23 protein-coding genes and 5 tRNA genes are annotated in these 26,276 nt (G+C 36.0%); 20 read left to right on the plus strand and 8 right to left on the minus strand.

Features of this window, described 5'->3' with window-relative positions:
- The first annotated feature begins 245 nt into the window (after nt 1-245).
- Both RWX26_RS05210 and RWX26_RS05215 read left to right on the plus strand, forming a co-directional pair.
- Nucleotides 246-1,868, plus strand: coding sequence for an ATP-binding cassette domain-containing protein (locus tag RWX26_RS05210; protein WP_314579861.1), 1,623 nt, complete (start codon nt 246-248; stop codon nt 1,866-1,868).
- Between the two features lie 75 nt (nt 1,869-1,943).
- Complete coding sequence (locus tag RWX26_RS05215; protein ID WP_314579864.1) at nt 1,944-4,529, plus strand: YfhO family protein; 2,586 nt, start codon at nt 1,944-1,946, stop codon at nt 4,527-4,529.
- Nucleotides 4,530-4,616: 87 nt separating this feature from the next.
- On the opposite strand, the gene RWX26_RS05220 is transcribed toward RWX26_RS05215, so the two are convergent.
- From RWX26_RS05220 to rlmH, 7 genes are all read right to left on the minus strand, one after another.
- Nucleotides 4,617-4,690, minus strand: a tRNA-Asn gene (locus RWX26_RS05220).
- A 5-nt stretch (nt 4,691-4,695) separates the two neighbouring features.
- Nucleotides 4,696-4,767 (minus strand) — tRNA-Glu (locus RWX26_RS05225).
- Between the two features lie 45 nt (nt 4,768-4,812).
- Nucleotides 4,813-5,577 carry a competence system response regulator transcription factor ComE gene (comE, locus tag RWX26_RS05230; RefSeq protein WP_002899424.1) on the minus strand — a complete coding sequence of 255 codons (765 nt, stop codon included), beginning with the start codon at nt 5,575-5,577 and terminating at the stop codon, nt 4,813-4,815.
- Between the two features lie 5 nt (nt 5,578-5,582).
- Nucleotides 5,583-6,917: a competence system sensor histidine kinase ComD gene (comD, locus tag RWX26_RS05235; RefSeq protein WP_314579868.1), complete on the minus strand. Its 1,335-nt coding sequence runs from the start codon at nt 6,915-6,917 to the stop codon at nt 5,583-5,585.
- Nucleotides 6,918-6,944: 27 nt separating this feature from the next.
- Entirely contained in the window at nt 6,945-7,052 is a 108-nt protein-coding gene (locus RWX26_RS05240; RefSeq protein ID WP_032909851.1) for a hypothetical protein, read from the minus strand.
- 181 nt (nt 7,053-7,233) lie between these two features.
- Nucleotides 7,234-7,307, minus strand: a tRNA-Arg gene (locus tag RWX26_RS05245).
- A 42-nt stretch (nt 7,308-7,349) separates the two neighbouring features.
- Nucleotides 7,350-7,829: a 23S rRNA (pseudouridine(1915)-N(3))-methyltransferase RlmH gene (gene rlmH / locus RWX26_RS05250; protein WP_002920030.1), complete on the minus strand. Its 480-nt coding sequence runs from the start codon at nt 7,827-7,829 to the stop codon at nt 7,350-7,352.
- A gap of 203 nt (nt 7,830-8,032) precedes the next feature.
- On the opposite strand from rlmH, the gene RWX26_RS05255 reads away from it, so the two are divergent.
- The 5 genes from RWX26_RS05255 (at nt 8,033) to RWX26_RS05275 (ending at nt 13,213) form a co-directional block, all read left to right on the plus strand.
- Nucleotides 8,033-9,205 (plus strand): S1C family serine protease, encoded by a 1,173-nt coding sequence (locus RWX26_RS05255; protein WP_004190460.1) that lies wholly within the window; start codon nt 8,033-8,035, stop codon nt 9,203-9,205.
- A 63-nt stretch (nt 9,206-9,268) separates the two neighbouring features.
- Entirely contained in the window at nt 9,269-10,030 is a 762-nt protein-coding gene (locus RWX26_RS05260) for a ParB/RepB/Spo0J family partition protein (RefSeq protein ID WP_314579876.1), read from the plus strand.
- 213 nt (nt 10,031-10,243) lie between these two features.
- Complete coding sequence (gene dnaA / locus RWX26_RS05265; protein WP_009659520.1) at nt 10,244-11,596, plus strand: chromosomal replication initiator protein DnaA; 1,353 nt, start codon at nt 10,244-10,246, stop codon at nt 11,594-11,596.
- A 158-nt stretch (nt 11,597-11,754) separates the two neighbouring features.
- A complete protein-coding gene (gene dnaN, locus RWX26_RS05270; RefSeq protein WP_314579878.1) occupies nt 11,755-12,891 on the plus strand; it encodes a DNA polymerase III subunit beta in 1,137 nt (378 codons plus the stop codon).
- Between the two features lie 127 nt (nt 12,892-13,018).
- Nucleotides 13,019-13,213, plus strand: coding sequence for a DUF951 family protein (locus tag RWX26_RS05275; RefSeq protein WP_314579881.1), 195 nt, complete (start codon nt 13,019-13,021; stop codon nt 13,211-13,213).
- A 119-nt stretch (nt 13,214-13,332) separates the two neighbouring features.
- Here RWX26_RS05275 and RWX26_RS05280 read toward each other — a convergent pair whose 3' ends face one another.
- Nucleotides 13,333-13,824, minus strand: coding sequence for a DUF1307 domain-containing protein (locus tag RWX26_RS05280; RefSeq protein WP_002920034.1), 492 nt, complete (start codon nt 13,822-13,824; stop codon nt 13,333-13,335).
- A 166-nt stretch (nt 13,825-13,990) separates the two neighbouring features.
- Here RWX26_RS05280 and ychF point away from each other — a divergent pair, with 166 nt between their 5' ends.
- The 13 genes from ychF (at nt 13,991) to RWX26_RS05345 (ending at nt 26,144) form a co-directional block, all read left to right on the plus strand.
- On the plus strand, nt 13,991-15,106 hold the full coding sequence (gene ychF / locus RWX26_RS05285; RefSeq protein WP_032907115.1) for a redox-regulated ATPase YchF: 1,116 nt from the start codon (nt 13,991-13,993) through the stop codon (nt 15,104-15,106).
- 73 nt (nt 15,107-15,179) lie between these two features.
- Complete coding sequence (pth, locus tag RWX26_RS05290) at nt 15,180-15,749, plus strand: aminoacyl-tRNA hydrolase (protein ID WP_002908365.1); 570 nt, start codon at nt 15,180-15,182, stop codon at nt 15,747-15,749.
- Nucleotides 15,742-19,245 (plus strand): transcription-repair coupling factor, encoded by a 3,504-nt coding sequence (gene mfd, locus RWX26_RS05295; protein ID WP_314579889.1) that lies wholly within the window; start codon nt 15,742-15,744, stop codon nt 19,243-19,245. The genes pth and mfd overlap by 8 nt, the downstream gene beginning before the upstream one ends.
- 90 nt (nt 19,246-19,335) lie before the next feature.
- Nucleotides 19,336-19,602 carry an RNA-binding S4 domain-containing protein gene (locus RWX26_RS05300; protein WP_002894302.1) on the plus strand — a complete coding sequence of 89 codons (267 nt, stop codon included), beginning with the start codon at nt 19,336-19,338 and terminating at the stop codon, nt 19,600-19,602.
- A complete protein-coding gene (locus tag RWX26_RS05305) occupies nt 19,595-19,963 on the plus strand; it encodes a septum formation initiator family protein (RefSeq protein ID WP_002899511.1) in 369 nt (122 codons plus the stop codon). The genes RWX26_RS05300 and RWX26_RS05305 overlap by 8 nt, the downstream gene beginning before the upstream one ends.
- A 2-nt stretch (nt 19,964-19,965) precedes the next feature.
- Nucleotides 19,966-20,094 (plus strand): SP_0009 family protein, encoded by a 129-nt coding sequence (locus RWX26_RS05310; RefSeq protein WP_268689639.1) that lies wholly within the window; start codon nt 19,966-19,968, stop codon nt 20,092-20,094.
- The gene (locus RWX26_RS05315; RefSeq protein ID WP_268689638.1) at nt 20,087-21,370 is read left to right on the plus strand and encodes a serine hydrolase; all 1,284 of its coding nucleotides are present in this window, start codon (nt 20,087-20,089) and stop codon (nt 21,368-21,370) included. Before RWX26_RS05310 ends, RWX26_RS05315 begins: the two co-directional genes overlap by 8 nt.
- The gene (gene tilS / locus RWX26_RS05320) at nt 21,367-22,644 is read left to right on the plus strand and encodes a tRNA lysidine(34) synthetase TilS (protein ID WP_314579895.1); all 1,278 of its coding nucleotides are present in this window, start codon (nt 21,367-21,369) and stop codon (nt 22,642-22,644) included. Before RWX26_RS05315 ends, tilS begins: the two co-directional genes overlap by 4 nt.
- A gap of 4 nt (nt 22,645-22,648) precedes the next feature.
- A complete protein-coding gene (gene hpt / locus RWX26_RS05325) occupies nt 22,649-23,191 on the plus strand; it encodes a hypoxanthine phosphoribosyltransferase (RefSeq protein WP_032908267.1) in 543 nt (180 codons plus the stop codon).
- An 18-nt stretch (nt 23,192-23,209) separates the two neighbouring features.
- The gene (gene ftsH / locus RWX26_RS05330) at nt 23,210-25,189 is read left to right on the plus strand and encodes an ATP-dependent zinc metalloprotease FtsH (protein WP_002894312.1); all 1,980 of its coding nucleotides are present in this window, start codon (nt 23,210-23,212) and stop codon (nt 25,187-25,189) included.
- Between the two features lie 105 nt (nt 25,190-25,294).
- Nucleotides 25,295-25,366 (plus strand) — tRNA-Glu (locus RWX26_RS05335).
- Nucleotides 25,367-25,371: 5 nt separating this feature from the next.
- Nucleotides 25,372-25,445, plus strand: a tRNA-Asn gene (locus RWX26_RS05340).
- A 213-nt stretch (nt 25,446-25,658) separates the two neighbouring features.
- On the plus strand, nt 25,659-26,144 hold the full coding sequence (locus RWX26_RS05345) for a sigma-70 family RNA polymerase sigma factor (protein WP_314579900.1): 486 nt from the start codon (nt 25,659-25,661) through the stop codon (nt 26,142-26,144).
- Nucleotides 26,145-26,276 lie beyond the last annotated feature (132 nt).

Consider the following 26,276-nt stretch of genomic DNA (forward strand, 5'->3'; position numbering starts at 1 on the left):
GAAAATGAGAAAGAAGTTTCTAGAAAAAAGCAAAAAATCCAGTTTTTACAACTTTATTGACAAGCCTTTACAACATTTGTAAACTTAATTGACAAACTATTCTGGCTGTAAAACCTAAAAGTCTTAGTTCATTCTATTCTCCTTTTTTCTTTCTGCTTTGATTTTTTCTTTTTATCTCAGAATTATTTGAAAAAAGTTCTGTTTTCTAGTAAAATGAAGAAGATTATATATATAGGAGAAAGACATTGCTTACAGTATCAGATGTATCACTGCGTTTCAGTGACCGAAAATTGTTTGATGAAGTCAACATCAAATTTACAGAAGGAAATACTTATGGATTGATTGGAGCTAACGGCGCTGGAAAATCAACCTTTTTAAAAATTTTAGCTGGTGATATCGAGCCAACAACAGGCCACATTTCTCTAGGACCAAATGAACGTCTTTCAGTCCTTCGCCAGAACCACTTTGACTATGAAGAAGAACGGGCTATTGATGTTGTAATCATGGGAAATGAACATCTCTACAACATCATGAAAGAAAAAGATGCTATTTATATGAAGCCTGATTTTTCTGATGAAGATGGTGTACGTGCGGCCGAGCTTGAGGGTGAGTTTGCTGAACTAGGTGGCTGGGAAGCTGAAAGTGAAGCCTCTCAATTATTGCAAAATCTCAATATTCCAGAAGATCTTCACTACCAAAATATGAGTGAGCTCTCTAACGGAGACAAGGTTAAAGTACTCTTAGCTAAAGCCCTTTTTGGTAAACCTGATGTCTTACTTCTGGACGAGCCAACTAACGGTTTGGATATTCAGTCTATTACTTGGTTGGAAGACTTTCTTATCGATTTTGACAATACAGTTATTGTTGTATCTCACGACCGTCACTTTTTGAATAAAGTCTGTACTCATATGGCCGACCTTGACTTTGGAAAAATCAAGCTCTATGTCGGAAACTATGATTTCTGGAAAGAATCAAGTGAACTAGCGGCTAAGCTTCTAGCTGACCGAAATGCCAAAGCAGAAGAAAAAATCAAGCAACTTCAAGAGTTTGTTGCTCGCTTTTCTGCCAATGCTTCAAAATCAAAACAAGCAACTTCCCGTAAAAAGATGCTTGACAAGATTGAGTTAGAAGAAATTGTTCCATCTAGCCGTAAATACCCATTTATTAGCTTCAAAGCAGAACGTGAAATTGGTAATGATCTCTTGACAGTGGAAAACCTTTCTGTCAAGATAGACGGAGAAACTATTCTTGATAATATCAACTTCATTTTACGTCCTGGCGATAAAACAGCTTTGATTGGCCAAAACGACATCCAAACAACAGCTTTGATTCGTGCTTTGATGGGTGATATTGAGTATGAAGGAACTATCAAGTGGGGTGTCACAACCAGTCAATCTTATCTGCCAAAAGATAATTCTCGGGACTTCGCTAGTGGTGAATCAATCCTTGACTGGCTGCGTCAATTTGCTAGCAAAGAAGAGGATGACAACACCTTCCTCCGAGGTTTCCTTGGACGCATGCTTTTCTCTGGAGATGAGGTTAACAAGTCTGTCAATGTCTTGTCAGGAGGAGAAAAAGTTCGGGTTATGCTATCTAAGTTAATGTTGCTTAAATCCAACGTTTTAGTCTTGGACGATCCAACTAATCACTTAGATTTGGAATCAATCTCCAGCTTAAATGATGGCTTAAAAAACTTCAAAGGATCTATTATTTTTGCCAGTCACGACCATGAATTTATTCAAACCTTGGCCAACCATATCATTGTCCTGTCTAAAAATGGTGTCATTGACCGCATTGACGAAACCTATGATGAATTCTTGGAAAATCAAGAAGTTCAGGCAAAAGTCAAGGAACTTTGGAAAGATTAATTCCTTGTCAATTTACGTTTACAAAGCTTTACAGAGGCATGAAACAACGTTTCTGCCTCTTTCTATATAAGAAATATGAATCACATTAAAGAATATTTTAAAAAAAATTGGCCTTATTTTTGTGCCTTCTTTCTTCCATTTTTCATCATGTTCTTTGTCTACTTGATGTACGGAATTTACTGGAATAGCGAAACGTCTCCCTTGCTTGGTGATGGTTTTCATCAGTATGTCATTTTTGATACTAACCTAAGAAATATCCTCCATGGCACAGATAGTATTTTCTATACTTTCTCTAGTGGACTTGGTCAGAATTTCTATGCTTTATCCAGTTATTATTTAGGTAGCTTCTTATCTCCCTTGGTTTATTTCTTTGATTTGAAATCAATGCCAGATGCCGTCTATCTATTTACCTTAATCAAGTTTGGATTAATTGGACTTTCTACCTTTATCAATATCAAAGGAATATTTAAAAAGATTCCAACTTTACTCATCATCACTCTTTCAACTTCATTTTCTTTAATGAGTTTTTCAGTCAGTCAATTGGAAATTAAAACCTGGCTAGATGTGTTTATCCTTGCACCTTTGATAGTCCTAGGTTTACATAGGTTGATAACTGGAAAAGGCAGAGTACTATACTTTACAACATTGTCAATTCTCTTCATCCAAAATTATTATTTTGGATATATGATGGCGATCTTTTTGGTCTTTTGGTACCTTCTTCAATTATCTTGGGATTTCAAAAATAGAATTAAAAGTTTATTTGACTTTACAGTCGTATCTGCTTTAGCAGGTCTGACTAGCCTAATCATGATTCTACCAACATACTTGGACATAAGCACTCATGGTGAAACCTTAACAAAAGTTTCGTCATTATTGACAGAAAAAAGTTGGTTCTTAGATGTGTTTGCTAAAAATTTTATTGGCAGTTTTGATACAACCAAGTATGGTTCTATCCCTATGATTTATGTCGGCACCTTCCCCTTGATTCTGGCTATCTTATTTTTCACATTAAAATCTATTAAGTTTCACGTGAAACTTTGCTACTTTTTACTCATTGCAGTTTTCATAGCTAGTTTTTATCTTCAATATTTAGACTTACTTTGGCAGGGAATGCATGCACCGAACATGTTTCTTCACCGTTATTCTTGGCTATTTTCTCTGGTAGTTATCTATATGGCTGCTGAGACTTTAAATCGTTGGAAAGACGTGAAATTGATGAATGTTGCCATTAGTTTCACTTTGCTCAGCCTCGGATTCATTCTTACTTTTATTCAGAGAAAACATTATGACTTTTTGGGTCCTGAAAACTATATTCTAACATTAGAATTCCTGCTTGCTTATCTCTTGATTAATTTTGTCTTAGCAAAATCTTCTATTCAACCAAAAATCATTCTCCCTGTCTTGCTCTTCTTTGTTACTTTTGAATTGTCGCTTAATTCCTATTATCAAGTTGGAGGAATTGCTAAAGAATGGGTATTTGCCACTCGTTCATCTTATGCCAGTCACCTTGACGAGATTGACAAGCTTGTCAATTATTCCAAAAAGGACAATATTAACTTTTTTAGAACAGAAAGATTGAATCCACAAACGGGCAATGACAGTATGAAATTCAACTACAATGGAATTTCCCAGTTCTCATCTGTTCGAAATACTCAGGCAAGTTCTACTTTAGATAAACTTGGTTTTAAATCAGCAGGAACAAATCTGAATCTCCGTTATCAAAACAATAGTATTTTGATGGACAGTATTTTTGGTGTTCGCTACAATCTATCTGAAACAGATCCTCAAAAATTTGGTTTTCTTCCTGAGAAAACTGAAAAAGAAATGTCTCTCTACCAAAATGATGCTGCTCTTGGTTTAGCTTTTCTGACCAATGATGTTTACCATGATGTCAAGTTTACAAATTTGACTTTAGATAATCAGACAGAATTTTTGAATCAATTAACTGGCTTTGATTTTAAATATTATGATAAAGTAGATGCTATAACTACTAATGAAAATGTCAAGCAAATTGGTAACAGAGTGACTGTGGATGTTGACAGAGAGCATAATACAAGCTTTGCTAGTGTAGTCTATACTGTCAATGTACCTGCTAACAGTCAACTATATGTTAATATTGCTGGGATTGATTTTAGTAATGATGATCAGACAGATGTTGACATTACTGTCAATAACTTTACAGAACGTTATACAACTAATAATGTCTTTCCTTTCTTTAATGCTGGCTATTTCAGTCAAAGTCAGACAGTGTCTATTCGCTTTACATTCCCAGACAATTCGACAGTTTCATTTGATACGCCAGAATTTTTTGCCGTTAATACTGAGCAATATCAAAATGTCATTCAAAAATTAAAAGAGCAGCCCGTTTCCACAACTACTGATTTAAACACAGTAAAAACAAATTATAGAGCGGAAAAGGATACTTCATTATTCTTTACCATTCCTTATGATAAGGGATGGTCAGCCACTCTTAATGGGAAGCCTGTCACACTAAAACGAGCTCAAAACGGTTTTATGAAATTAGATGTGAAAAAAGGAGAAGGAAAAGTTGTCCTCACTTTCATTCCTAATGGACTGAAAGAAGGTGGCATTGCCTTCATATCTGGCATAATCTTATTTGTTTGCTATAATTTTCTACGTAGGAAACGACATAGAATGTAAATATATAAAAAATAAGGCTCTTCATTAAAATGCTAGTGAAGGCCTTTTCTTGAACAATAAAAAAACACCCACTAGGAGTGTCTCTAGCTCCGGCAGTAGGACTCGAACCTACGACATCATGATTAACAGTCATGCGCTACTACCAACTGAGCTATGCCGGATAATATAGTCCGTACGGGATTCGAACCCGTGTTACCGCCGTGAAAAGGCGGTGTCTTAACCCCTTGACCAACGGACCATATGGTATGCTCTCTTTCAGAACATATTCCATTATATCAGGTTTTTAAGCTTTGTCAACTCTTTTCCCTTTATTTTCAAAAATATCTTTCAGATATTTCACTCTTAAACGAGTAACCGGACAGCGATGATTTTCGTAAAAAATAATTTCTCGATTTTTCTTGTCATAATCAACAATGTTGCCAATATTAACCAGATAAGATTTATGGGGTGAAAAAAATCGTTTAGATTGCTGATCTTTTTCTTGAATATCTGTTATCGTTCCATAAAACTCCTTGAGAAAATTTTTACCGACAATCCGAAGTTTATGAGAGCTCCCTGTCGTTTCGATATACAAAATATCGTTATAAGGCATTCGAACATCATTGCCACGATAACTATATTCAAAATAATCTACCATATTGGTATTTTCAATTAGTGTACTCTTAGTGTAAAGAATACTGTCTTTGATTCTATTTTTAAAAGCATCATTGTTGATATCTTTATCGATAAAATCAAGTGCTGATACTTTATATTTAAAAGTCATAGTGGCAAATTCAGATTTTGAGGTTACAAAAACTATAATGGCATAAGGATTATGATGACGGATAAATTGAGCTACTTCCAGCCCTTTTGTTTCCTCCCCCTTAATGTCAATATCCAAAAAATAAAGCTGGTTAACATCTCCATTTTCAATATATTTTTTGAATTCCTTGATTTTTCCTGTAACCTGAACCTGGATGTCAATTCCAAGTTCCTCAGCAATTTCTGCTAATGTCGTTTCCATCCTAACTTGATGAGATACGGTATCCTCTAAAACTAACACTTTCATAAATTCTATCTCCTAATTGTTAAAATCTGTGTAAAATTTCTTGGCTCGATTTGTGTATCAAGGGTGATAAATTCATACCTATCTAAAATTTCCTTGATGTTATTTAATCCGTAGCCTCTATTTTCTCCTTTAGTTGAAAATTCTGGCTGATAGAGTTCTTCCAAATCCAATTTTCCTTCTTTACGAGAATTTTGAACAACAAAAATGGTTCTATCATCCAGTTGAACCAGAGAAACATGGACAATTTTTTCCAGGCTGTCAATAGCACTCTCAATAGCATTATTTAATAAAATACTAGAAATTCTCACAAGATCTAACAACTTGATTGGAAGGCGTTCTACTTTATCCTTAACTTCAAAAGTCAGCTGAATCTGATGTTCACGCGCTAGAAAGATTGTCTCAGTCATGACACTTCTTAAAGCTGAATCTCCTACATTATTCAAATCAAAAACTGTATATTTATCTGAACGCAGGTTCAAATTTGCATCAGCCAAGACCTCTTGATAAATATGCTCAATTTCCTTGATATCTCCAGTTTGAATAGCCACTTGCATACTTGTCAACATGCTAGCATAATCATGACGGAATCCTTTGATTTCATAGTACAATCTCACAATTTCATCAGTATATTCCTGAAGTCGAAGCTGTTCAGACTCTTTTTGATGCAAACGCTCTTCTTTTTCGTATTTCTCACGGCTGTCCTTGAATGTCACCAAGGTAGAAAGAAAGGCCAAGAAACAAATAGTAGCAATCATACTGCTAAAACTGTTGAAATGCTTTATATTACTAATCCAGTGAGAGAGATTTAAAATCAGCCAATTCATTGCATATAAACTACTAATCATCAGGATCTGAGATTTAAAGAAACTTCTTTTAAGATAATCTATTCTGAAATCAAAAATATCAATAACCTTTACCATAAAGAACAAGGATATTAAGTTGATACATGTCAGAAACAAGCCCATGTACTGAGCTACAAAATCATCTCCTAAAACAGATGAAATAATAACTGAAAAGAAAGTAGTAGAACTATCAATTGACAGACATAAAAAGAAGGAAAGTAAGAAAGATTGATATTTTTTAATTTTTTCAACTCTACAAAAATACCAAACTATAAATAGAGGGAGAAAAAATGACAGTGCATATGATGGAAATGAGATTTCAAATGAAAACACATGCCCTAAAAAAGCAATTATAAACGGAATTATAATCTCAAGACCAAAGCAAACACCTACAAAAAAGTAAGTATGCTTAATTTTAGTGATTTTTGATAAAATCACTAAAAATGCAGCTACATTAATAAAAGGATGAACAATTAATCCTATTATTTCAAGTGACATAAATTTCTCCCCTAAACTTTAAAATTCTTATCTTCCAAAAATCCAATCCCATGGATTTGGAATACCTCTTATATCCCAAAAGGTTTGAACAAGTGAATTGCTATTTGCAGCAATTTGAAAAGAATAGATTTTCATAAATATCTCCTATCTTTTTATCTTGTAAGTCACCTTACATTTATCATTATAGAAAAATAGAAAGAGTTAGTGACAATTTTCCCTGAAATGTCATTTTTTATCCCCAAAATGACATTATACCAAAAAAATAGAAGAAAAAAACACGAAATATTGTAAAATACTTCGCATTTTTTTACCTTTCTGATCTCAGCAGGATTCGAACCTGCGACCGTTCGCTTAGAAGGCGAATGCTCTATCCAGCTGAGCTATGAGACCAATACTATCTCATTCTATCAGAAAATAGGATTGCCGTCAAGATTACTTATGATAAGGACTCCCCTGCTGAATCATAAAAGCTCGATAGATTTGCTCTATTAAAACAAGGCGCATCAGTTGATGAGGTAGCGTTAATTTGCCAAAACTCATCAGAAGATTTGCCCGTTTTTTTACTGCAGGAGATAAACCTAAACTTCCGCCAATAACAAAAGTGATATCAGAAAAGCCATGCACTGTAGTATCCATCATGAGCTGACTAAACTTTTCTGACGGAAATTGCTTTCCTTCAATTGCCAAAGCAATAACAAATTCACGCTCATTGATTTTAGCCAGAATTTTATTTCCTTCTTTTTCAAGAATCTGCTGATTTTCTAAATCACTAGCTTTATCAGGTGTTTTTTCATCCGCTAGCTCAATCATTTCCACCTTGCAGAATCGATTGAGACGCTTCATGTATTCAGCAATTCCATCCTTTAAATATTTTTCTTTCAGTTTTCCAACTGTTACAAGTTTTATTTTCATAAGTTTATTCTATCATATTCATCTATACTTCACACTTTATTAACAAGTAAAATTTATCTGGGAATCGGTTAATCTGTGTATTTTCTAATGCCTATCAACAGTTTTTCTAAGTTTTCCACAAGGTGTGGAAAACTTAGAGGATTTAAGTTATAATTAAGTTTAGCTAACTATAATTTCATCAATTGTAATTCAAGGAGGAAAACATGAAAAACTCTTCAAATGCCATCAAAAAGGCTTTATTGCTTTTTGCAGTGTTAATTGTAGGTTTTATCGGCGGAAGTTTAGGGAATTATGTTACTACATTAGTAACTTCACGTGTAAAAATGAATGGAAATTCACCAACTAGTGTATCTAATTCATATAAAAACTCTACAGACATTTCAGAAGCTGTGAAAAAGGTTCAAAATGCGGTTGTTTCAGTAATTACTTATGCTGAATCTTCTAGCAGCGTTATCAATGATGAATCTTCCAACGATGAATCACAAATCTCCAGTGAAGGTTCTGGCGTAATTTATAAAAAAGACGGAAAATCAGCCTATCTGGTAACCAACACCCACGTTCTTAACGGATCAACCAATGTAGATATCTTGCTAGCTGATGGAAACAAGGTTCCAGGTGAAGTAGTTGGATCAGATGTTTATTCAGATATCTCTGTTGTTAAAATTAGCTCTGAAAAAGTAACTGATGTCGCAGAATTTGGAGATTCTGGTTCTCTGACAGTTGGTGAAACAGCAATCGCCATCGGAAGCCCTCTTGGAACAGAATACGCTAACTCTGTAACACAAGGAATTATTTCTAGTTTAGGCAGAAACGTTACGTTACAATCTGAAAATGGTGAAAATATTTCAACAACTGCATTGCAAACAGATGCTGCAATCAATCCTGGTAACTCTGGCGGCCCGTTGATTAACATCCAAGGACAAGTTATTGGGATTACTTCAAGTAAGATTTCAACAAATGGGCAAACCTCTGTTGAAGGGATGGGATTTGCGATTCCGTCTAATGATGTCGTAAATATTATCAATCAACTTGAAAAAAATGGAACAGTCACACGTCCTGCTTTAGGAATTCAAATGATGGATTTATCTAATCTGACAACTTCTGATTTTTCTAAATTAAATCTTCCTTCTTCAGTGAAATCAGGTATTCTTGTTCGCTCTGTTCAGCAAGGGATGCCTGCTGATGGCAAACTTCAAAAAAATGATGTCATTACAAAAGTAGATAACACAGATGTGGAATCCACTAGTGACCTTCAGTCTGCTCTCTACAAGCATAGCATTGGAGATGAGGTAGAGATTACTTATTATCGAGATGGTAAATCTCAAACAGTCAAAATCAAACTCACTAAATCAACAAAAGAGTTAAGCTCAAATTAACCTATTTACAAGATTGTCAACACACCTTTACACAATCGTAAAGGTGTGTTATTCTATATACAAATGGAAAACTTTCAATATATTGCACTTAAAGACATTCGAACCAATCCTTATCAGCCTCGTAAACAATTTTCACAAAAAAAGATTGAAGAATTGGCAGCATCAATCAAAGAAAATGGTCTCATTCAGCCAATCATTCTTCGGAAATCTTCACTTTTTGGTTATGAAATTTTAGCAGGAGAACGGAGATTTAGAGCTACCTCTTTTCTTGGCCTAGAAACAATCCCAGCTGTCGTCAAAGAATTATCTGATGATGAAATGCTGAAACAGGCCATTATCGAAAATCTTCAAAGAGAAGACTTGAATCCTATAGAAGAGGCTGAGTCTTATCAAAATTTGATTGACAAAGGCTTGACACATGATGAAATTGCTAAAATCATGGGAAAATCTAGACCCTATATCAGCAATATTGTCAGACTTTTACAGCTGGCTAAAGAAGTTCGCCAAGCTATCAAGGAAGAAGAGATATCTCAAGGACATGCTCGCCTGCTAGTCCCCTTAAAAGAAGAAGAACAGTTACTATGGCTGAACAAGATCTGTCGAGAAGATTTATCGGTTCGAGCAGTTGAAAAGCTTCTCCAGCAAAAAAAGAGTCTCAAAAAGAAACCTAATAAAGAACTGTTTGCTAAATCTGAAGAGGAAAAAATTAAAAAAATTCTCGGTCTGGAAGTTTCTATTCAGTTAAAAAGCCAGAGTAAAGGAAAGCTGATTATTCCTTTTGAAAGCGAAGAAGAATATCAAAGAATTATAAACAGTTTTAAATAAAACTGTTATTTTCTTTTTTTAAAATAACAAAATTATCCACTGTTAAATCAATTAGGAAGCCTATTAAAATAAGAAATTTTAGCTTTATTCACATTCTGTGGATAACTTTAGCTAACAATGTGAATTCTTTTCCAGTTCTTGTGGAAAACTTTGAACCTTTATGATAAAATAAGATGCGTATGAATCAGAAAATTATAGAAAAGGAGGGAAGTTATGACCAAAGAACAGGACTTTTGGAATCGTATTTTAGAATTGGCTCATGCTCAGCTAAAACAGACAACTTATGATTTCTTTGTTGCTGAAGCCAAGCTTGTCAAAGTTGAAGAAAAGCAAGCTGTTATTTTCTTGGATAGTCCGGTGAAACAACTATTTTGGGAGCAAAACTTAGTAGGGGTTATTCTTACTGCAGGATTTGAGATTTTTAATGATCAGATTGCTGGAAAATATATTTTTGAAGAAGAAACTAACACTGAAACTCCGAAATCTGCAGTAACCAGTCCTCAAATCAGCACTGTTCAGCCAAGCTTGCCACCTATTGATACTGGCTTAAAGTCAAAATATACCTTTGATAATTTTGTTCAGGGAGACGGAAATATCTGGGCTAAAGCTGCTGCCTTAGCGGTATCTGAGAATCTAGCCACAACCTATAATCCTCTTTTTATCTACGGAGGACCTGGCCTGGGCAAAACTCATTTATTAAATGCTATTGGCAATCAAATTTTAGAAAATATTCCAGATGCGCGTGTCAAGTATATACCGGCTGAAACCTTTATTAACGACTTCCTTGAACATTTAAGATTGGGAGAGATGGATAGCTTTAAAAAAATCTATCGTAGTCTGGATCTTCTGCTAATTGATGACATTCAATCTTTGGGAGGAAAAAAGGTTTCAACTCAGGAAGAATTTTTCAACACTTTCAATGCTCTTCATGGTGAAAATAAACAGATTGTTTTAACCAGCGACCGCAGTCCTGATCATCTGGATAATTTGGAAGAACGCTTAGTGACACGGTTCAAATGGGGATTAACTCAGAATATTACACCGCCAGATTTTGAAACACGAATTGCAATTCTAAGAAACAAAATTGAAGATTTGGATTATATTTTCCCGAATGATACCTTGGAATACCTTGCAGGACAGTTCGACTCTAATGTCCGCGACTTGGAAGGTGCTTTGAATGACATCAGTCTCATCGCTAGAGTTCGTCATCTAAAGGAAATTACTATTGATATCGCTGCGGAAGCCATTCGAGCACGCAAACAGGATTCAAGCCAGGTAACAGTTATCCCGATTGATAAGATTCAGTCTGAAGTTGGGAAATTCTATGGTGTTAGTGTCAAAGAGATGAAAGGCAGCCGTCGAGTGCAAAATATCGTTTTAGCTAGACAGGTAGCTATGTATCTGACTCGTGAGCTGACTGACAACAGTCTACCTAAAATTGGTCGTGAGTTTGGCGGGAAAGACCATACGACTGTTATCCATGCACATGGAAAAATCAAAACCATGATTGAATCAGACGACAATTTACGTTTAGAAATTGAAAGCATCAAGAATAAAATTAAATAGTTTGTGGAAAACTACAGAATTTTTTCAAAACTTATCCACACTTTGTGAACAGGTCTCAAAACTTGTTAGAATAAGGATGAAGCTATTTTTCCACATAATTCACACAAACTACTATTACTATTAATCTTATAATCATAAATAAATAAAAAGGAGATCCCATGATTCATTTTTCTATTAATAAAAATCTCTTCTTACAAGCTTTAAATACCACTAAAAGGGCTATCAGCCATAAAAATGCAATTCCTATTCTTTCTACTGTAAAAATCGATGTTACCAAAGAAGGAATCACCTTAATCGGCTCGAATGGTCAAGTGTCGATTGAAAACTTTATTTCTACTCAAAATGAAAATGCAGGCTTGCTTGTCAACTCAACAGGTTCAATTTTATTAGAAGCGACCTTCTTTATTAATGTTGTTTCCAGCTTGCCAGATATTATTTTGGATTTTAAAGAAATTGAACAAAAACAAATCGTCTTGACGAGCGGCAAATCAGAGATTACCCTGAAAGGAAAAGACGCTGACCAGTATCCACGAATTCAGGAAATTTCTGCCAGCAATCCCTTGGTTCTTGAAACAAAAATTCTAAAAGATGTCATTAACGAAACAGCCTTTGCAGCCAGTGTTCAGGAAAGCCGTCCAATTTTAACTGGTGTTCACTTTGTTTTGACAAATAACCAGTTTTTGAAAACAGTTGCGACAGACTCCCATAGAATGAGTCAAAAGAAAATTACTCTGGAGAAAAACGGAGATAATTTTGACGTAGTCATTCCAAGTCGCTCTTTACGTGAATTTACGGCTGTTTTTACCGATGAAATTGAAACGGTAGAGGTTTTCTTTGCTAACAATCAAATTCTTTTCAGAAGCGAAAATATCAGCTTTTACACCCGTCTCTTAGAAGGAAATTATCCAGATACAGATCGTTTGATTCCGACTGAATTTACGAGTGTCCTTACTTTTAATACTTCTGATTTACGTGCAGCTATGGAACGCGCTCGTCTCTTGTCTAATGCTACACAGAATGGAACAGTTAAACTGGAGATTGCAGGTGGTGTTGTCAGTGCCCATGTAAATTCACCAGAGGTCGGCCGTGTTAACGAAGAAATTGATACAGAAAGTGTAACTGGCGAAGATTTGACCATTAGCTTTAATCCAACTTATCTAATCGATGCTTTGAAGGCCATTGACAGTGAAAAAGTAACGATTAGTTTTATCTCATCCGTTCGTCCTTTCACCTTGGTACCGAGTGAAGACACAGAAAACTTTATTCAGCTAATTACACCTGTCAGAACTAATTAAGATGAAAAGCAGTGGGCCAAGTTAAAGATTTTTACTTCTTGGTCCTAAGGTCTTTTCATTTACAAAGTATGATAGATGCTTAATATTTCTTCCTGGACTATGATAGTTCCTTGAAAGGAGAAAGAAAATGTATGAAATTGGTCATTTTGTAGAAATGAAAAAGCCACATGCCTGCACCATTAAAGCGACTGGGAAAAAGGCGAATCGTTGGGAAATCACAAGGATTGGTGCAGATATCAAAATCCGTTGCACCAATTGTGAACATCTTGTGATGATGAGTCGTCACGATTTTGAAAGAAAAATGAAGAAAATAATTGATTGAACTAAAAATCATCGTAAATGCTATTGTGGAAAACTAATTTGCATTGCTGAAGATCAGATTTAGATTTAATTTTTCAAGCAAAAATGGATAGGACTTTTTAAGTCCTATCCATTTTGCTTTTATTTAAGTTCTTCAAATTTACCGTCTTTAACTTCTTTATAGCCTGCTTTTTCAAGTAATTTAGCAGTTTCTTTATAGCTGATATAATCTGCTTTTTGATTACCAGATGTTTGAAGAAGCTGTTTACTTTGTAGTTCTTCAATATCAGCTTTACTGAAATCAATTGTCAGTTTTTCAGTTAAATAATCATCTTTGTACTCGATTTTATGAGTTAATCCTTTGATACCCTCAATAGATTTAGCATAGGCTTCTGTCTGCTCTTTAGCAGTGTCTTTTGTCAAGCCAACTGGTTTATAGTAGAAGGTGTTGTTTGTTTCGTTTATAAGAAGCTCATCACCTTTGTATTCAACAGTGATGCGGCTATCTTGCTTAGTATTTTGGTCAATCAGCTGGAAATAAGCTTTTTTAGGACTGCTGCAGGCAGCTAAAACAAACAAAGCGGAAACCGCAAGGAAGGAAAGAAAAAGTGTTTTGAAAGTATTCTTTTTCATTAGGGACTCCTTTAATAAGAATATTAGCTATATTATACCATTTTTTTCTTCAATTTATTTTACATTTTTGTAAAGAAAGCTAGAAAAAATAACTTAAATCCGCTGTTTAGGATAAGGATTTATGGTATAATGGTTTGGATTGAAAAGATGAATGGAGAAGATAAAAATGGCTTTGACAGCAGGAATCGTTGGTTTACCCAATGTTGGTAAGTCAACTTTATTTAATGCAATTACAAAAGCAGGTGCAGAAGCAGCTAATTACCCTTTTGCGACAATTGATCCAAATGTCGGGCGGGTAGAAGTTCCGGATGCTCGTCTGGATAAATTAACAGAACTCATCAAACCACAGAAGAAAGTCCCAACAACCTTCGAATTTACTGATATTGCTGGAATTGTGAAAGGTGCTTCAAAAGGAGAAGGACTAGGGAATAAATTCTTGGCCAATATCCGTGAAGTAGATGCTATCGTCCACGTAGTACGTGCCTTTGATGATGAAAATGTCATGCGGGAACAGGGCCGTGAGTCTGAATTTGTAGATCCAATGGCTGATATTGAGACCATTAATTTAGAATTGATTTTAGCAGACTTAGAAAGTATTAACAAACGCTATGCGCGTGTAGAGAAGATGGCTCGGACCCAAAAAGATAAGGATTCAGTGGCAGAATTTAATGTTTTACAGAAAATTAAGCCTGTCTTGGAAGATGGTCTGTCAGCTCGCACAATTGAATTCACAGAAGAAGAACAAAAAATCGTTAAAGGACTCTTTCTTTTAACGACTAAGCCGGTTCTCTATGTGGCCAATGTCAGTGAAGATGAGGTAGCAGATCCAGATAATATTGACTATGTGAAGCAGATTCGTGAATTTGCAGCTACAGAAAATGCTGAAGTTGTTGTCATTTCAGCGCGTGCAGAGGAAGAGATTTCTGAATTGGACGATGAAGATAAGTCAGAATTTCTGGAAGCTATCGGCTTGACAGAATCAGGTGTGGATAAACTGACCAGAGCAGCTTACCATCTGTTGGGACTTGGAACCTACTTTACAGCTGGTGAAAAGGAAGTGCGTGCTTGGACCTTTAAGCGTGGAATGAAAGCTCCGCAAGCAGCTGGCATTATTCACTCAGACTTTGAAAAAGGCTTTATTCGAGCAGTCACTATGTCTTATGATGACCTAGTGCACTATGGTAGCGAAAAAGCAGTTAAAGAAGCTGGACGTTTGCGCGAAGAAGGAAAAGAATATATCGTTCAAGATGGCGATATTATGGAATTTAGATTTAATGTGTAAAGTATTTGTAAAGTTTAAAAATTCTAGGTTGGAAAATTTTTTCCAGCCCTTTTGGCTTTTATAAAGGAGAAAAATGGTAAAGTTAATAGTCGGTCTGGGAAATCCAGGAGAAAAATATATCGAAACCAAGCATAATGTTGGTTTTATGCTAGTTGACAAGATTTGTAAAGACCTTGATTTAAAGTTTACAGCTGATAAAATCTTTCAAGCAGATATCGCCTCTACTTTTCTAAATGGTGAAAAAGTTTATTTTGTCAAACCAACTACATTTATGAATGAGAGCGGAAAGGCTGTTCAAGCTTTACTGGCATACTATGGTTTAGATATAGAGGATTTATTGGTCATCTATGATGATTTGGATATGGAAGTTGGTAAGATTCGTTTGCGCAGCAAGGGTTCAGCTGGCGGCCATAACGGAATTAAATCTATTATCAAACATATTGGAAGTCAAGAGTTTAAACGGATAAAGATAGGTATTGGCCGTCCAAAAGAAGGTATGACAGTGGTCCACCACGTTCTAGGAAAATTTGATAAAGATGATTATATAATGATTCTGAATACTCTTGATAAAGTTGACAATGCTGTAAATTATTATTTACAGTCAGGCAATTTTGAACAAACAATGCAGAAATACAATGGATAATAAAATGAACCTGATTGACTTATTTTGTCAAAACCAGCAAATTTCAGATTGGAAGAAAAATCTCCATAAAAACAGCAGACAGTTGATAATGGGATTGTCTGCATCAACAAAAGCGATTACTATAGCGGCTGGATTAGAAGAAGCTGATAAAATCCTTGTGCTGACTTCTAGTCAAAATGAAGCAGATCGTTTGGCTAGCGATTTGATTTCTTTGCTGGGAGAAAACAAGGTCTATACTTTCTTAGCAGATGATACTCCTATAGCAGAATTTGTTTTTGCCTCACAGGAAAAAATATTTTCAAGATTAGATGCTCTGAACTTTTTAATAGACCATCAAAAGTCTGGAATTCTAGTTACTAATGTTGCGGCTAGTAAATTACTCTTGCCTGATCCTATTGATTTTAAATATACCAACATAAATTTGACAGTTGGACAAGAATATGACTTAAATAATCTTGTAAAAATGTTGTCAAGATCAGGATACAAGAAGGTATCTCAAGTTTTAAGTCAGGGAGAATATAGTCTAAGAGGAGATATCTTAGACATTTTTGAGCGCTCAGCAGAGGCACCTTATCGCCTGGAGTTTTTTGGCGATGAAATTGATGGTATTCGGATTTTCAATCCAGAAAATCAAACTTCAATTGATAACATAGAAAGTATTTTGATTAAACCTGCTTCTGATATCCTGCTTTCTGAGAAAGATTATGCTCGAGGACGGGAAAATCTGGAAGCTATTTTAGAAAAAGCTGTTGATCCTGCTTTGAAATCTTACTTAGAAGAGCTACTAATAAGTGCCAAAGAGGAGTTCCATCATGCAGATATTCGTAAATTCCTTTCTTATTTTTATCAGAAAGAATGGACTATTTTAGACTACTTGCCTGTTCATAGTCCTGTGTTTTTTGATGATTTTCAAAAAATTGTGGATCGACATGCTCAATTTGAACTGGAAACAGCTAGTTTATTGACAGATGATTTACAAAATTGTAAAGCTTTATCAAGTCAGAAATATTTTGCAGATAAGTACCAAGATTATCGTCAATATAAACCAGCAACCTTCTTTTCAAGCTTTCAAAAAGGTTTGGGAAATCTGAAATTTGATGCTTTGTATCAATTCAATCAGTACCCAATGCAAGAATTTTTCAGTCAGTTTCCCTTGCTCAAGGAAGAGATTAATCGTTATAAAAAATCTGGCTATACAATAATTTTACAAGCAAATTCTTCGGCAGGTTTACAAAGTTTACATAAAAATTTACAGGAATATGATATTCATTTAGACTATATAAAAGAGGCTGAGATTCACAAAAATGCAGTTCAGCTTATAGAAGGAAATCTTGTTCAGGGTTTTAATTTCGTAGATGAGAAAATTGTTCTTATTACAGAGTACGAAATTATTCACAAGAAAATAAAACGAAAAATCCGGCGACAGAATATCTTAAATGCCGAACGATTGAAAGATTATAATGAGCTAGAAAAAGGGGATTATGTTGTCCATAATATTCATGGGATAGGACGTTATCTGGGGATTGAAACGATTGAAATTTCTGGTGTCCACCGTGATTATCTGACGATTCAATATCAAAATTCTGATCGTATTTCGATTCCAGTTGACCAGATTGATCTCCTATCAAAGTATGTTGCCAGCGATGGAAAAACACCTAAGGTAAATAAGCTAAATGACGGACGTTTCCAGAAGAGTAAGCAAAAAGTTCAGCATCAGGTTCAGGATATTGCGGATGATTTGATTAAACTATATGCTGAACGTAGCCAGCTAAAAGGTTTTGCTTTCTCAGCGGATGATTCTAATCAAGAGGAATTTGATAATGATTTTCCTTATGTTGAAACAGAGGACCAGCTAAGAAGTATTCAGGAAGTGAAGAAGGATATGGAAAGCAGTCGTCCAATGGACCGGCTCTTAGTTGGTGATGTAGGCTTTGGAAAAACAGAAGTAGCTATGCGGGCTGCTTTTAAGGCTGTCAACGATCATAAACAGGTGGCTGTATTAGTACCAACAACGGTTTTAGCCCAGCAGCACTATACTAACTTTAAAGAACGCTTTAATGATTTTGCGGTTAATGTCGAGGTACTCAGCCGTTTCAGGAGTAAAGCAGAACAAAAACAGACTCTGGAGAAGCTGCAGAAGGGACAAGTTGATATTATCATCGGAACCCACCGACTCTTATCAAAAGATGTAGAATTTGCGGATTTAGGTTTAATCATCATTGATGAGGAGCAGCGTTTTGGAGTTAAACATAAGGAAACATTAAAAGAATTGAAAAAGAAAGTTGATGTCTTAACTTTGACAGCAACTCCTATTCCTCGAACTCTTCATATGTCTATGCTGGGGATTCGCGATTTGTCAGTCATTGAGACCCCGCCTACCAATCGCTATCCTGTTCAGACCTATGTTTTAGAAAGCAATCCTACAGTAATTCGAGAAGCTGTCTTACGTGAAATAGACCGAGGTGGACAGGTTTACTATCTTTACAACAAGGTTGACACAATTGAACAGAAAGTTTCAGAGTTAAGAGAGTTAATCCCAGAAGCTTCTATAGGCTATGTTCATGGTCAAATGAGTGAGATTCGTTTAGAAAATACTTTACTGGATTTCATCAATGGAGAATACGATATTTTGGTGACCACAACCATTATTGAAACTGGAGTTGATATCCCAAATGCCAATACTTTGTTTGTAGAAAATGCTGACCATATGGGGCTGTCAACCTTGTATCAACTTCGTGGACGGGTTGGCCGCAGTAATCGGATTGCCTACGCTTATCTGATGTACAGACCAGATAAGATCCTAACAGAAGTTTCTGAAAAGCGTCTAGAGGCTATTAAGGGATTTACAGAGTTAGGTTCTGGATTTAAGATTGCCATGCGAGATTTGTCTATTCGAGGGGCTGGCAATATTTTAGGAAGTATGCAATCTGGCTTTATTGATTCTGTTGGTTTTGAAATGTATTCACAGCTTCTAGAAGAAGCCATTGCTAAAAAGCAGGGTAGAGAAAACAAGCGTCAAAAGAGCAATGCAGAGATTAATCTGCAGATTGATGCCTATCTGCCTAGTGACTATATTTCTGATGAAAGACAGAAAATTGAAATTTACAAGAGAATTCGTGAGATTGACAGCCGTGTAAACTATGAAAATCTGCAAAATGAATTGATTGATCGCTTTGGTGAATACCCTGATGTTGTAGCCTATCTGTTGGAGATTGGACTTGCTAAGTCTTATTTAGATCAGGTATTTGTAAAGTCAGTGGAACGCCAGCAGAATGCAGTAAGTATTCATTTTGAGAAAATTTCGCAGCAGCTTTATCTGACGCAGGACTATTTTGAAGCACTTTCGATGACGAATTTAAAGGCTCGAATTGGTGAAAAAAATGGCTTGATTGAAGTGATTTTTGATGTGAGGAACAAAAAAGATTATGAGATTTTAGAAGGTCTAGTTAATTTTGGAGAAAAGATGCTGGAAATTAAACAGCGCAAGGCAGAATAAAGGTTACAATTCAGTGAAGTTTGGCTTTTTAAGCTCTATTTTTCTCAAAAAATGGTAGAATAATAAATTAAGAGAAAATGAGGTAATGGGATGAGATTAGATAAATATTTGAAAGTGTCACGGATTATCAAGCGACGTCCAGTGGCTAAAGAAGTAGCTGACAAGGGCCGGATAAAAGTGAACGGTATCTTGGCTAAGAGCTCAACAGATTTGAAAGTAGATGACTTGGTTGAAGTACGCTTTGGTAATAAACTCTTGACTGTAAAGGTTCTGGAGATGAAAGATAGTACCAAAAAAGAAGATGCAGCTAAAATGTACGAAATCGTCAGTGAAACAAGGATAGAAGAAGATGCCTAAAAATATCGTCCAACTCAATAATCGTTTTATTCAAGATGAAAATCAACGCCGCAGATATGTGGATCAGGAACGGCGAAAACGCAACCGTTTTATGGGCTGGGTTCTGATTTTGGTGATTCTCTTATTTATTTTACCTACCTATAATTTGTACCAGAGTTATCAAACCTTGCTGCAGCGTCGTGAACAATATTCTAAACTCCAGGAGAAATATCAGACACTCAGCGAAGAAAAGGTCTATCAATCTGATATAGCAACAAAGTTAAAAGATGACAGCTATGCTGCTAAGTATGCACGCGCTAAATACTCTTTTTCAAAAGAGGGCGAGTACATTTATACTATCCCAGATTTATTACCACAGTAGTTATGGAAGATTTACTAAAAACCATTGAGCAGTTCTTGGAATTTTCAGATGAGAAATTGGAAGAACTGTCTAAAAAAAATCAAGCTTTGAAACTTCAAGAAAATCAAGATGAAAGGGGAAAACATGCGTAAGTTTTTGTTACTGATATTTTTGCTACCAGCTTTATTTAGCAGTATCACAGTTATTAGTACCGAAAAAGATTTCGTATTAGACGAGGATGAAAAATATCATTTTACAAGCACTACGTATGGACGCTATTATGATAGTATCCCGACAAATCCTAATGTTTATGAAGAAACTCCTACATTTACAGATTCTACTCTGAGTAAGACTGCTGGAAAGCTAGTTCCAGACCAGCCTATCCAGATAACTGGATTTTATGTAAATGAAGAAGAAGTCCCGATTTTCAAACTGAAAAATGGGCAGTTTGTGATAGCGGATAAAAATACAATTTACGAAGATACTGTCCAGTCAATTCAAGATATCCATCAAGAAATGTGGCTGAAACCCGGCTTTACTCTTTATGATAAAGCCAATATCAACGGAGCTAAAAAAATCAATACAACGGTAGCTCCATATACAAAAGTAAACATTGTCCAAATTGTTCAGACAGTCAAAGGAACTTATGCCCAGATTGAAGGACAGGGCTGGGTTTCTATGGAATTTCTGGATGAAACTGACAATCGAATGGACAAGGTTCAAGAAATTTTGAGCAGTAAGTACAACAAGGCAGACTACTCTATCTATGTCAAACAGCTGGACACAGGCAAAGAAGCAGGCATTAATCAAGATCAAGAGATGTATTCGGCTAGCGTTACCAAACTGCCTTATCTCTACTATGTGCAGGAACAGCTGGATCAGAAAAAACTTTCGTTAGATCAGAAGTTCAAGTATATTGGAGCAGTCAATGATTTTGCAGGTGCTTACGAACCAGAAGGAAGTGGCAGTATTGCTAAATCGGCTGATGATAAGGAATATTCGGTTCAGGATTTGATAAATCGAGTGGCCAAAGAATCAGATAATGTCGCCCACAATATTTTAGGCTATTATGCGACCAATCAATCTGATAAAAATTTTCAGCAGACGATTAACAAAATAGCTGGAAAGAAATGGGATGTGGAAGAAAGACAAGCATCTTCACGTATGGCTGGAAATGTTTTGGAAGCTATCTATGAGCAAAATGGCATGATTATCGATGCCTTATCTCAGACAAATTATGATAATCAGCGGATTTCTAAAAATATTGATGTTAAAGTAGCTCATAAAATTGGTGACGCTTATGATTTTAAGCACGATGCAGCGATTGTCTATGCAGATTCCCCTTTTATCATTGTCATTTTTACTAATAATTCAAACTACGATAACATTTCTCAGATAGCAGATGATGTCTATGGAGTCCTGAAATGATTAAGCAAGAATTTCTTAAAAAAATGCAGGAGAAAAAGTATTTCCAAGACCATCAAAAAGTTTTGGTTGCTGTATCAGGTGGACTGGATTCTATGACGTTGCTGCAGCTGTTGATTCATTCTCAAAAAGAACTGGCTATCGAGCTTGCGATTGCTCATGTCAATCACAAACAGCGGCCAGAGTCAGATCAAGAAGAAAAGGCATTAGTAAAGATTGCGGAACAGCTTGGTGTAAAGATTTTTACATCAAGTTTTTCTGGTAATTTTTCAGAAAATGCTGCTCGGCAGTTTCGTTATGATTTTTTCGGGAAAGTGATGCAAGAGGAGCACTATACAGCTCTGGTAACTGCCCACCACGCGGATGATCAAGCTGAGACTGTTTTTATGCGGCTGCTGCGTGGAGCTAGACTTCGTCATCTGTCTGGTATAAAAGCTGTTCAGCCTTTTGATTGTGGGGAGCTGATTCGTCCTTTGCTTACTTTTCATAAGTCAGACTTTCCAGATATTCAGCATTTTGAAGATAGCAGTAATTTTCAAAATGATTATCTCAGAAATCGAATTCGCAATCTTTATCTGCCGGATCTAGAAAAAGAAAATCCACAATTTAAGGATTCTTTGCGGTATCTGGGAAAGGAAATTGAAGATTGGCAGACCGCTTTGTCTCACTTGACCAGGGATTTAGATATAGAAAATGTACAAGTTTTTCATCAGCAAATCCCTCAGGTTCAACGTTTTCTATTGCAGAACTATCTGGAAAACTTTCCTGATCTGAATCTGAGCAAGAAGCAGTTTGAGGAGGTTTTAAACATCCTGCGGACTAAGGCCAATTATCAGCACACTTTGAAAAAAGACTATGAGCTTGTTAAAGATTACCAGCGTTTTGAAATTAGAAAAATCAGTCGTAAGCCCGATTTAAAAATGGATTCAATTTTGTTAGAATTTGAGAACCTGATTGAGTTTGGGCATTATCGATTTTCATTTGGGATTCCTTTGAGTGGTGAAAATATTCAGAAAATTTTTGTTTCGCGTGAAACTTCTCTGACACTTCGCTTCCGAAAAGAGGGAGATAGTATTTTGCTGAATGATCATCACAAGAAACTTAGTCGTCTTTTTATTGATAAGAAGGTTTCTTTTGAAGAACGGAATTCATCTGTAGTAGTTGAACAAAATCATCAAATTTTAGCGATCTTAAATATTGCTATCAGTGATTTGAGTAAGGCATTAAAAAGTGATATAATGAGTACTGTACTTTATATTCAGAAAATAGATGGGTAAAATTATGCTAGAACAAGATATCAAAAAAATATTGATTTCCCATGATGAAATCGTGGATGCTGCAAAAAAGCTTGGTCAGCAATTAACCAAAGACTACCAAGGTAAAAATCCAATTTTTGTTGGAATTTTAAAAGGTTCCGTGCCTTTTATGGCTGAGTTAATCAAGCATATTGACACACATATTGAGCTTGATTTTATGTTGGTCTCCAGCTATCATGGTGGTACTGCTAGCTCAGGTGTCATTAATGTTATTAAGGACATTGATCAAGACATCACAGGACGTGATATCCTATTTGTTGAGGATATTATTGATACTGGTCAGACTTTGAAAAATCTGTGCAATTTGTTTAAGGAAAGAAATGCTGCATCAGTAAAAATTGCTACACTTTTGGATAAGCCAGAAGGCCGTGTTGTTGAGATTGATGCAGATTATACATGTTTCACAATTCCAAATGAATTTGTTGTTGGATATGGATTAGATTATAATGAGAACTATCGTAATATTCCATATATTGGTATTTTGAAAGAAGAAGTTTATACAAAATAAAGGTTTACTATATAATAGATGAAAAATAAGCAAAACAATGGTTTTATAAAAAATCCATTTCTCTATATTCTGATTATCGTTGTCCTAGTGACAGGGTTTCAGTATTTCTTCTCAGGAGATACTGGCGGTCGCAGTCAGCAAATCAATTACACAGAATTAGTGAAGGAAATTAAGGAAAATAATGTCACAGAGATGAGCTACCAGCCCAATGGTAGTGTCGTAGAGATTTCAGGTACTTACAAAACACCTCAGGAATCAAAAGAAGATACAGGGATTTTATTTTTCACTCCAAACATTTCTAAAGTAGAGAAATTCACAAGTATTATTTTACCGTCAGATATTACAATTTCTGATTTACAAAAATTAGCCTCTGAGCATAACACTGAAATCAGCATAAAGCGCGAAAGTTCAAGCGGAATGTGGATTACAATCCTCACTTCCATCGTTCCTTTTGTGATTGTCATCTTCTTCTTTATGTCCATGATGAATCAAGGTGGTGGTGGCGGTGCTCGCGGTGCCATGAATTTCGGCCGCAATAAGGCGCGTGCTGCTAACAAAGAAGATATTAAGGTTCGTTTTTCAGATGTAGCTGGTGCCGAAGAAGAAAAACAAGAGCTAGTAGAAGTTGTTGAGTTTTTGAAAGATCGGAAACGTTACACCAAACTAGGTGCTCGTATTCCTGCTGGTGTTCTTCTAGAAGGCCCTCCAGGAACTGGTAAAACCTTGCTTGCTAAGGCAGTTGCTGGAGAAGCAGGTGTTCCTTTCTTCAGTATCTCAGGTTCCGACTTTGTAGAAATGTTTGTTGGGGTCGGAGCAAGCCGGGTTCGTTCTTTGTTCGAAGATGCGAAAAAAGCAGCTCCTGCCATTATCTTCATCGATGAAATTGATGCAGTCGGTCGTCAGCGTGGTGTTGGCCTTGGCGGTGGTAACGATGAGCGGGAGCAAACCCTCAATCAGCTCTTGATTGAAATGGATGGTTTTGAAGGCAATGAAGGAATCATTATCATTGCAGCTACTAACCGTTCGGATGTATTGGATCCAGCCTTGCTGCGTGCTGGCCGTTTTGACAGAAAAGTCTTGGTCGGCCGTCCTGATGTTAAAGGTCGGGAAGCTATTCTTCGTGTTCATGCTAAGAATAAGCCGCTGGCTAAAAATGTTGATTTGAAATTAGTCGCTCAGCAGACACCAGGTTTTGTTGGTGCTGATTTGGAAAATGTCTTGAATGAAGCTGCTTTGGTTGCTGCTCGTCGTAACAAGAAAGTCATTGACGCAGATGATATTGATGAAGCAGAAGACCGGGTAATCGCAGGACCTTCTAAGAAAGATAAGATGGTGTCTGAACGTGATCGTCAGATGGTTGCTTATCATGAAGCTGGACATACTATTGTTGGTTTGGTATTGTCAAATGCGCGTGTCGTACATAAGGTAACCATCGTACCTCGTGGGCGCGCTGGCGGATATATGATTGCCCTACCCAAGGAAGACCAAATGCTTCTATCTAAAGAAGATATGAAAGAGCAATTAGCTGGTCTTATGGGTGGTCGTGTGGCTGAAGAAATTATATTTAATGTGCAGACAACGGGTGCTTCTAATGACTTTGAACAGGCAACTCAGATGGCCCGCAGTATGGTAACAGAGTATGGAATGAGCGAAAAACTTGGTCCGGTTCAATACGAAGGAAACCATGCTATGTTTGGTGCAGCCAGTCCTCAAAAATCAATTTCAGAACAGACAGCATATGAGATTGACGAAGAAGTAAGAGAACTTCTTAATGAAGCACGTAACAAAGCTGCAGAGATTATTCAGTCCCATCGTGAAACTCATAAATTGATTGCCGAAGCGCTTCTTAAATATGAAACTTTGGATAGCAATCAGATTAAATCATTGTATGAAACTGGCAAAATGCCAGAAGAGTCTGAACTTGAATTAGACAAAGAAGCTCATGCGCTTTCTTATGATGAAATTAAAACGAAAATGGAAGAAAAAAGTTCCGAGTAGAAGAAGTTGGAGAAATTCCAACTTTTTTCTCTTTTTCTGAAATAATTATTGACAAAGGAAGAAAAGCTGATATAATGGAATATGTTCTGCAGAAGGACAAAAAATGGTCCGTTGGTCAAGGGGTTAAGACACCGCCTTTTCACGGCGGTAACACGGGTTCGAATCCCGTACGGACTATATAATCCGCCATAGCTCAGTTGGTAGTAGCGCATGACTGTTAATCATGATGTCGTAGGTTCGAGTCCTACTGGCGGAGCTAGGTTTAAAAAATCAAATGTGTAAGCATTTGATTTTTTTCTTGCTTTCATACTTCGCACAATCCTCCCAAATGACTAAATGTACGCCTGAAATGACTTAAAAACAGTTATTCGAGTCAGAAGAGCTCCTGAAAGATGCTTTTTAGAAGAAAAAGCCCACCTCGCTTTCTATTTACAGTAGAATTAAGCCAAGTAAAATTTAAGGAGGAACTATGGATTTTAGAACTACTTATGAGAAGGTGAAATGGATAGTTTGGAAGTGTAAGAAAGACTATTATATTCATTTGTGGGAACATAGTGATTGGGAGCAAGAAGGAATGTTGGTTTTATACGAACTTCTGCTTAAAGAAAAAGGAATTGAAAACGATGAGGAAAAACTCTATCGTTATTTCAAAACAAAATTCAGAAATCATATACATGATAAAATTCGTAAACAAGAAAGCCAAAAGCGCAAATTGGACCGTCAGCCTTATGAAGAAGTGAGTGAGATTGGACATCGTTTGAAATCAAAAGAATTGTTTCTAGATGAGTTAGTTGCTTTTAGAGAGGCAATTGGTAATTATAAAAGGACTCTTGATGATGTTGGATTGGATAATTATCAGAGATTGATTAGCAATGAGCGCTTCAAAGGAAGAAGAGCTATGCTCAAAGATTTGAAAAATCACTTAAAAGATTTTCAAGATAATACGATTTTATAATGAACAAACTTGATGAGTCACAATCTGTTTTAATAGAACAGGTTCGACTATCAAGTTTTTTTATCAAGAAAAAAACGAAAAAAGATTAAAAAAGGTATTGACAGTTGGTGGGTATAGGTGATATACTAATAT

The organism is uncultured Streptococcus sp. (genome assembly GCF_963536705.1).
Classification (GTDB): Bacteria; Bacillota; Bacilli; order Lactobacillales; family Streptococcaceae; genus Streptococcus.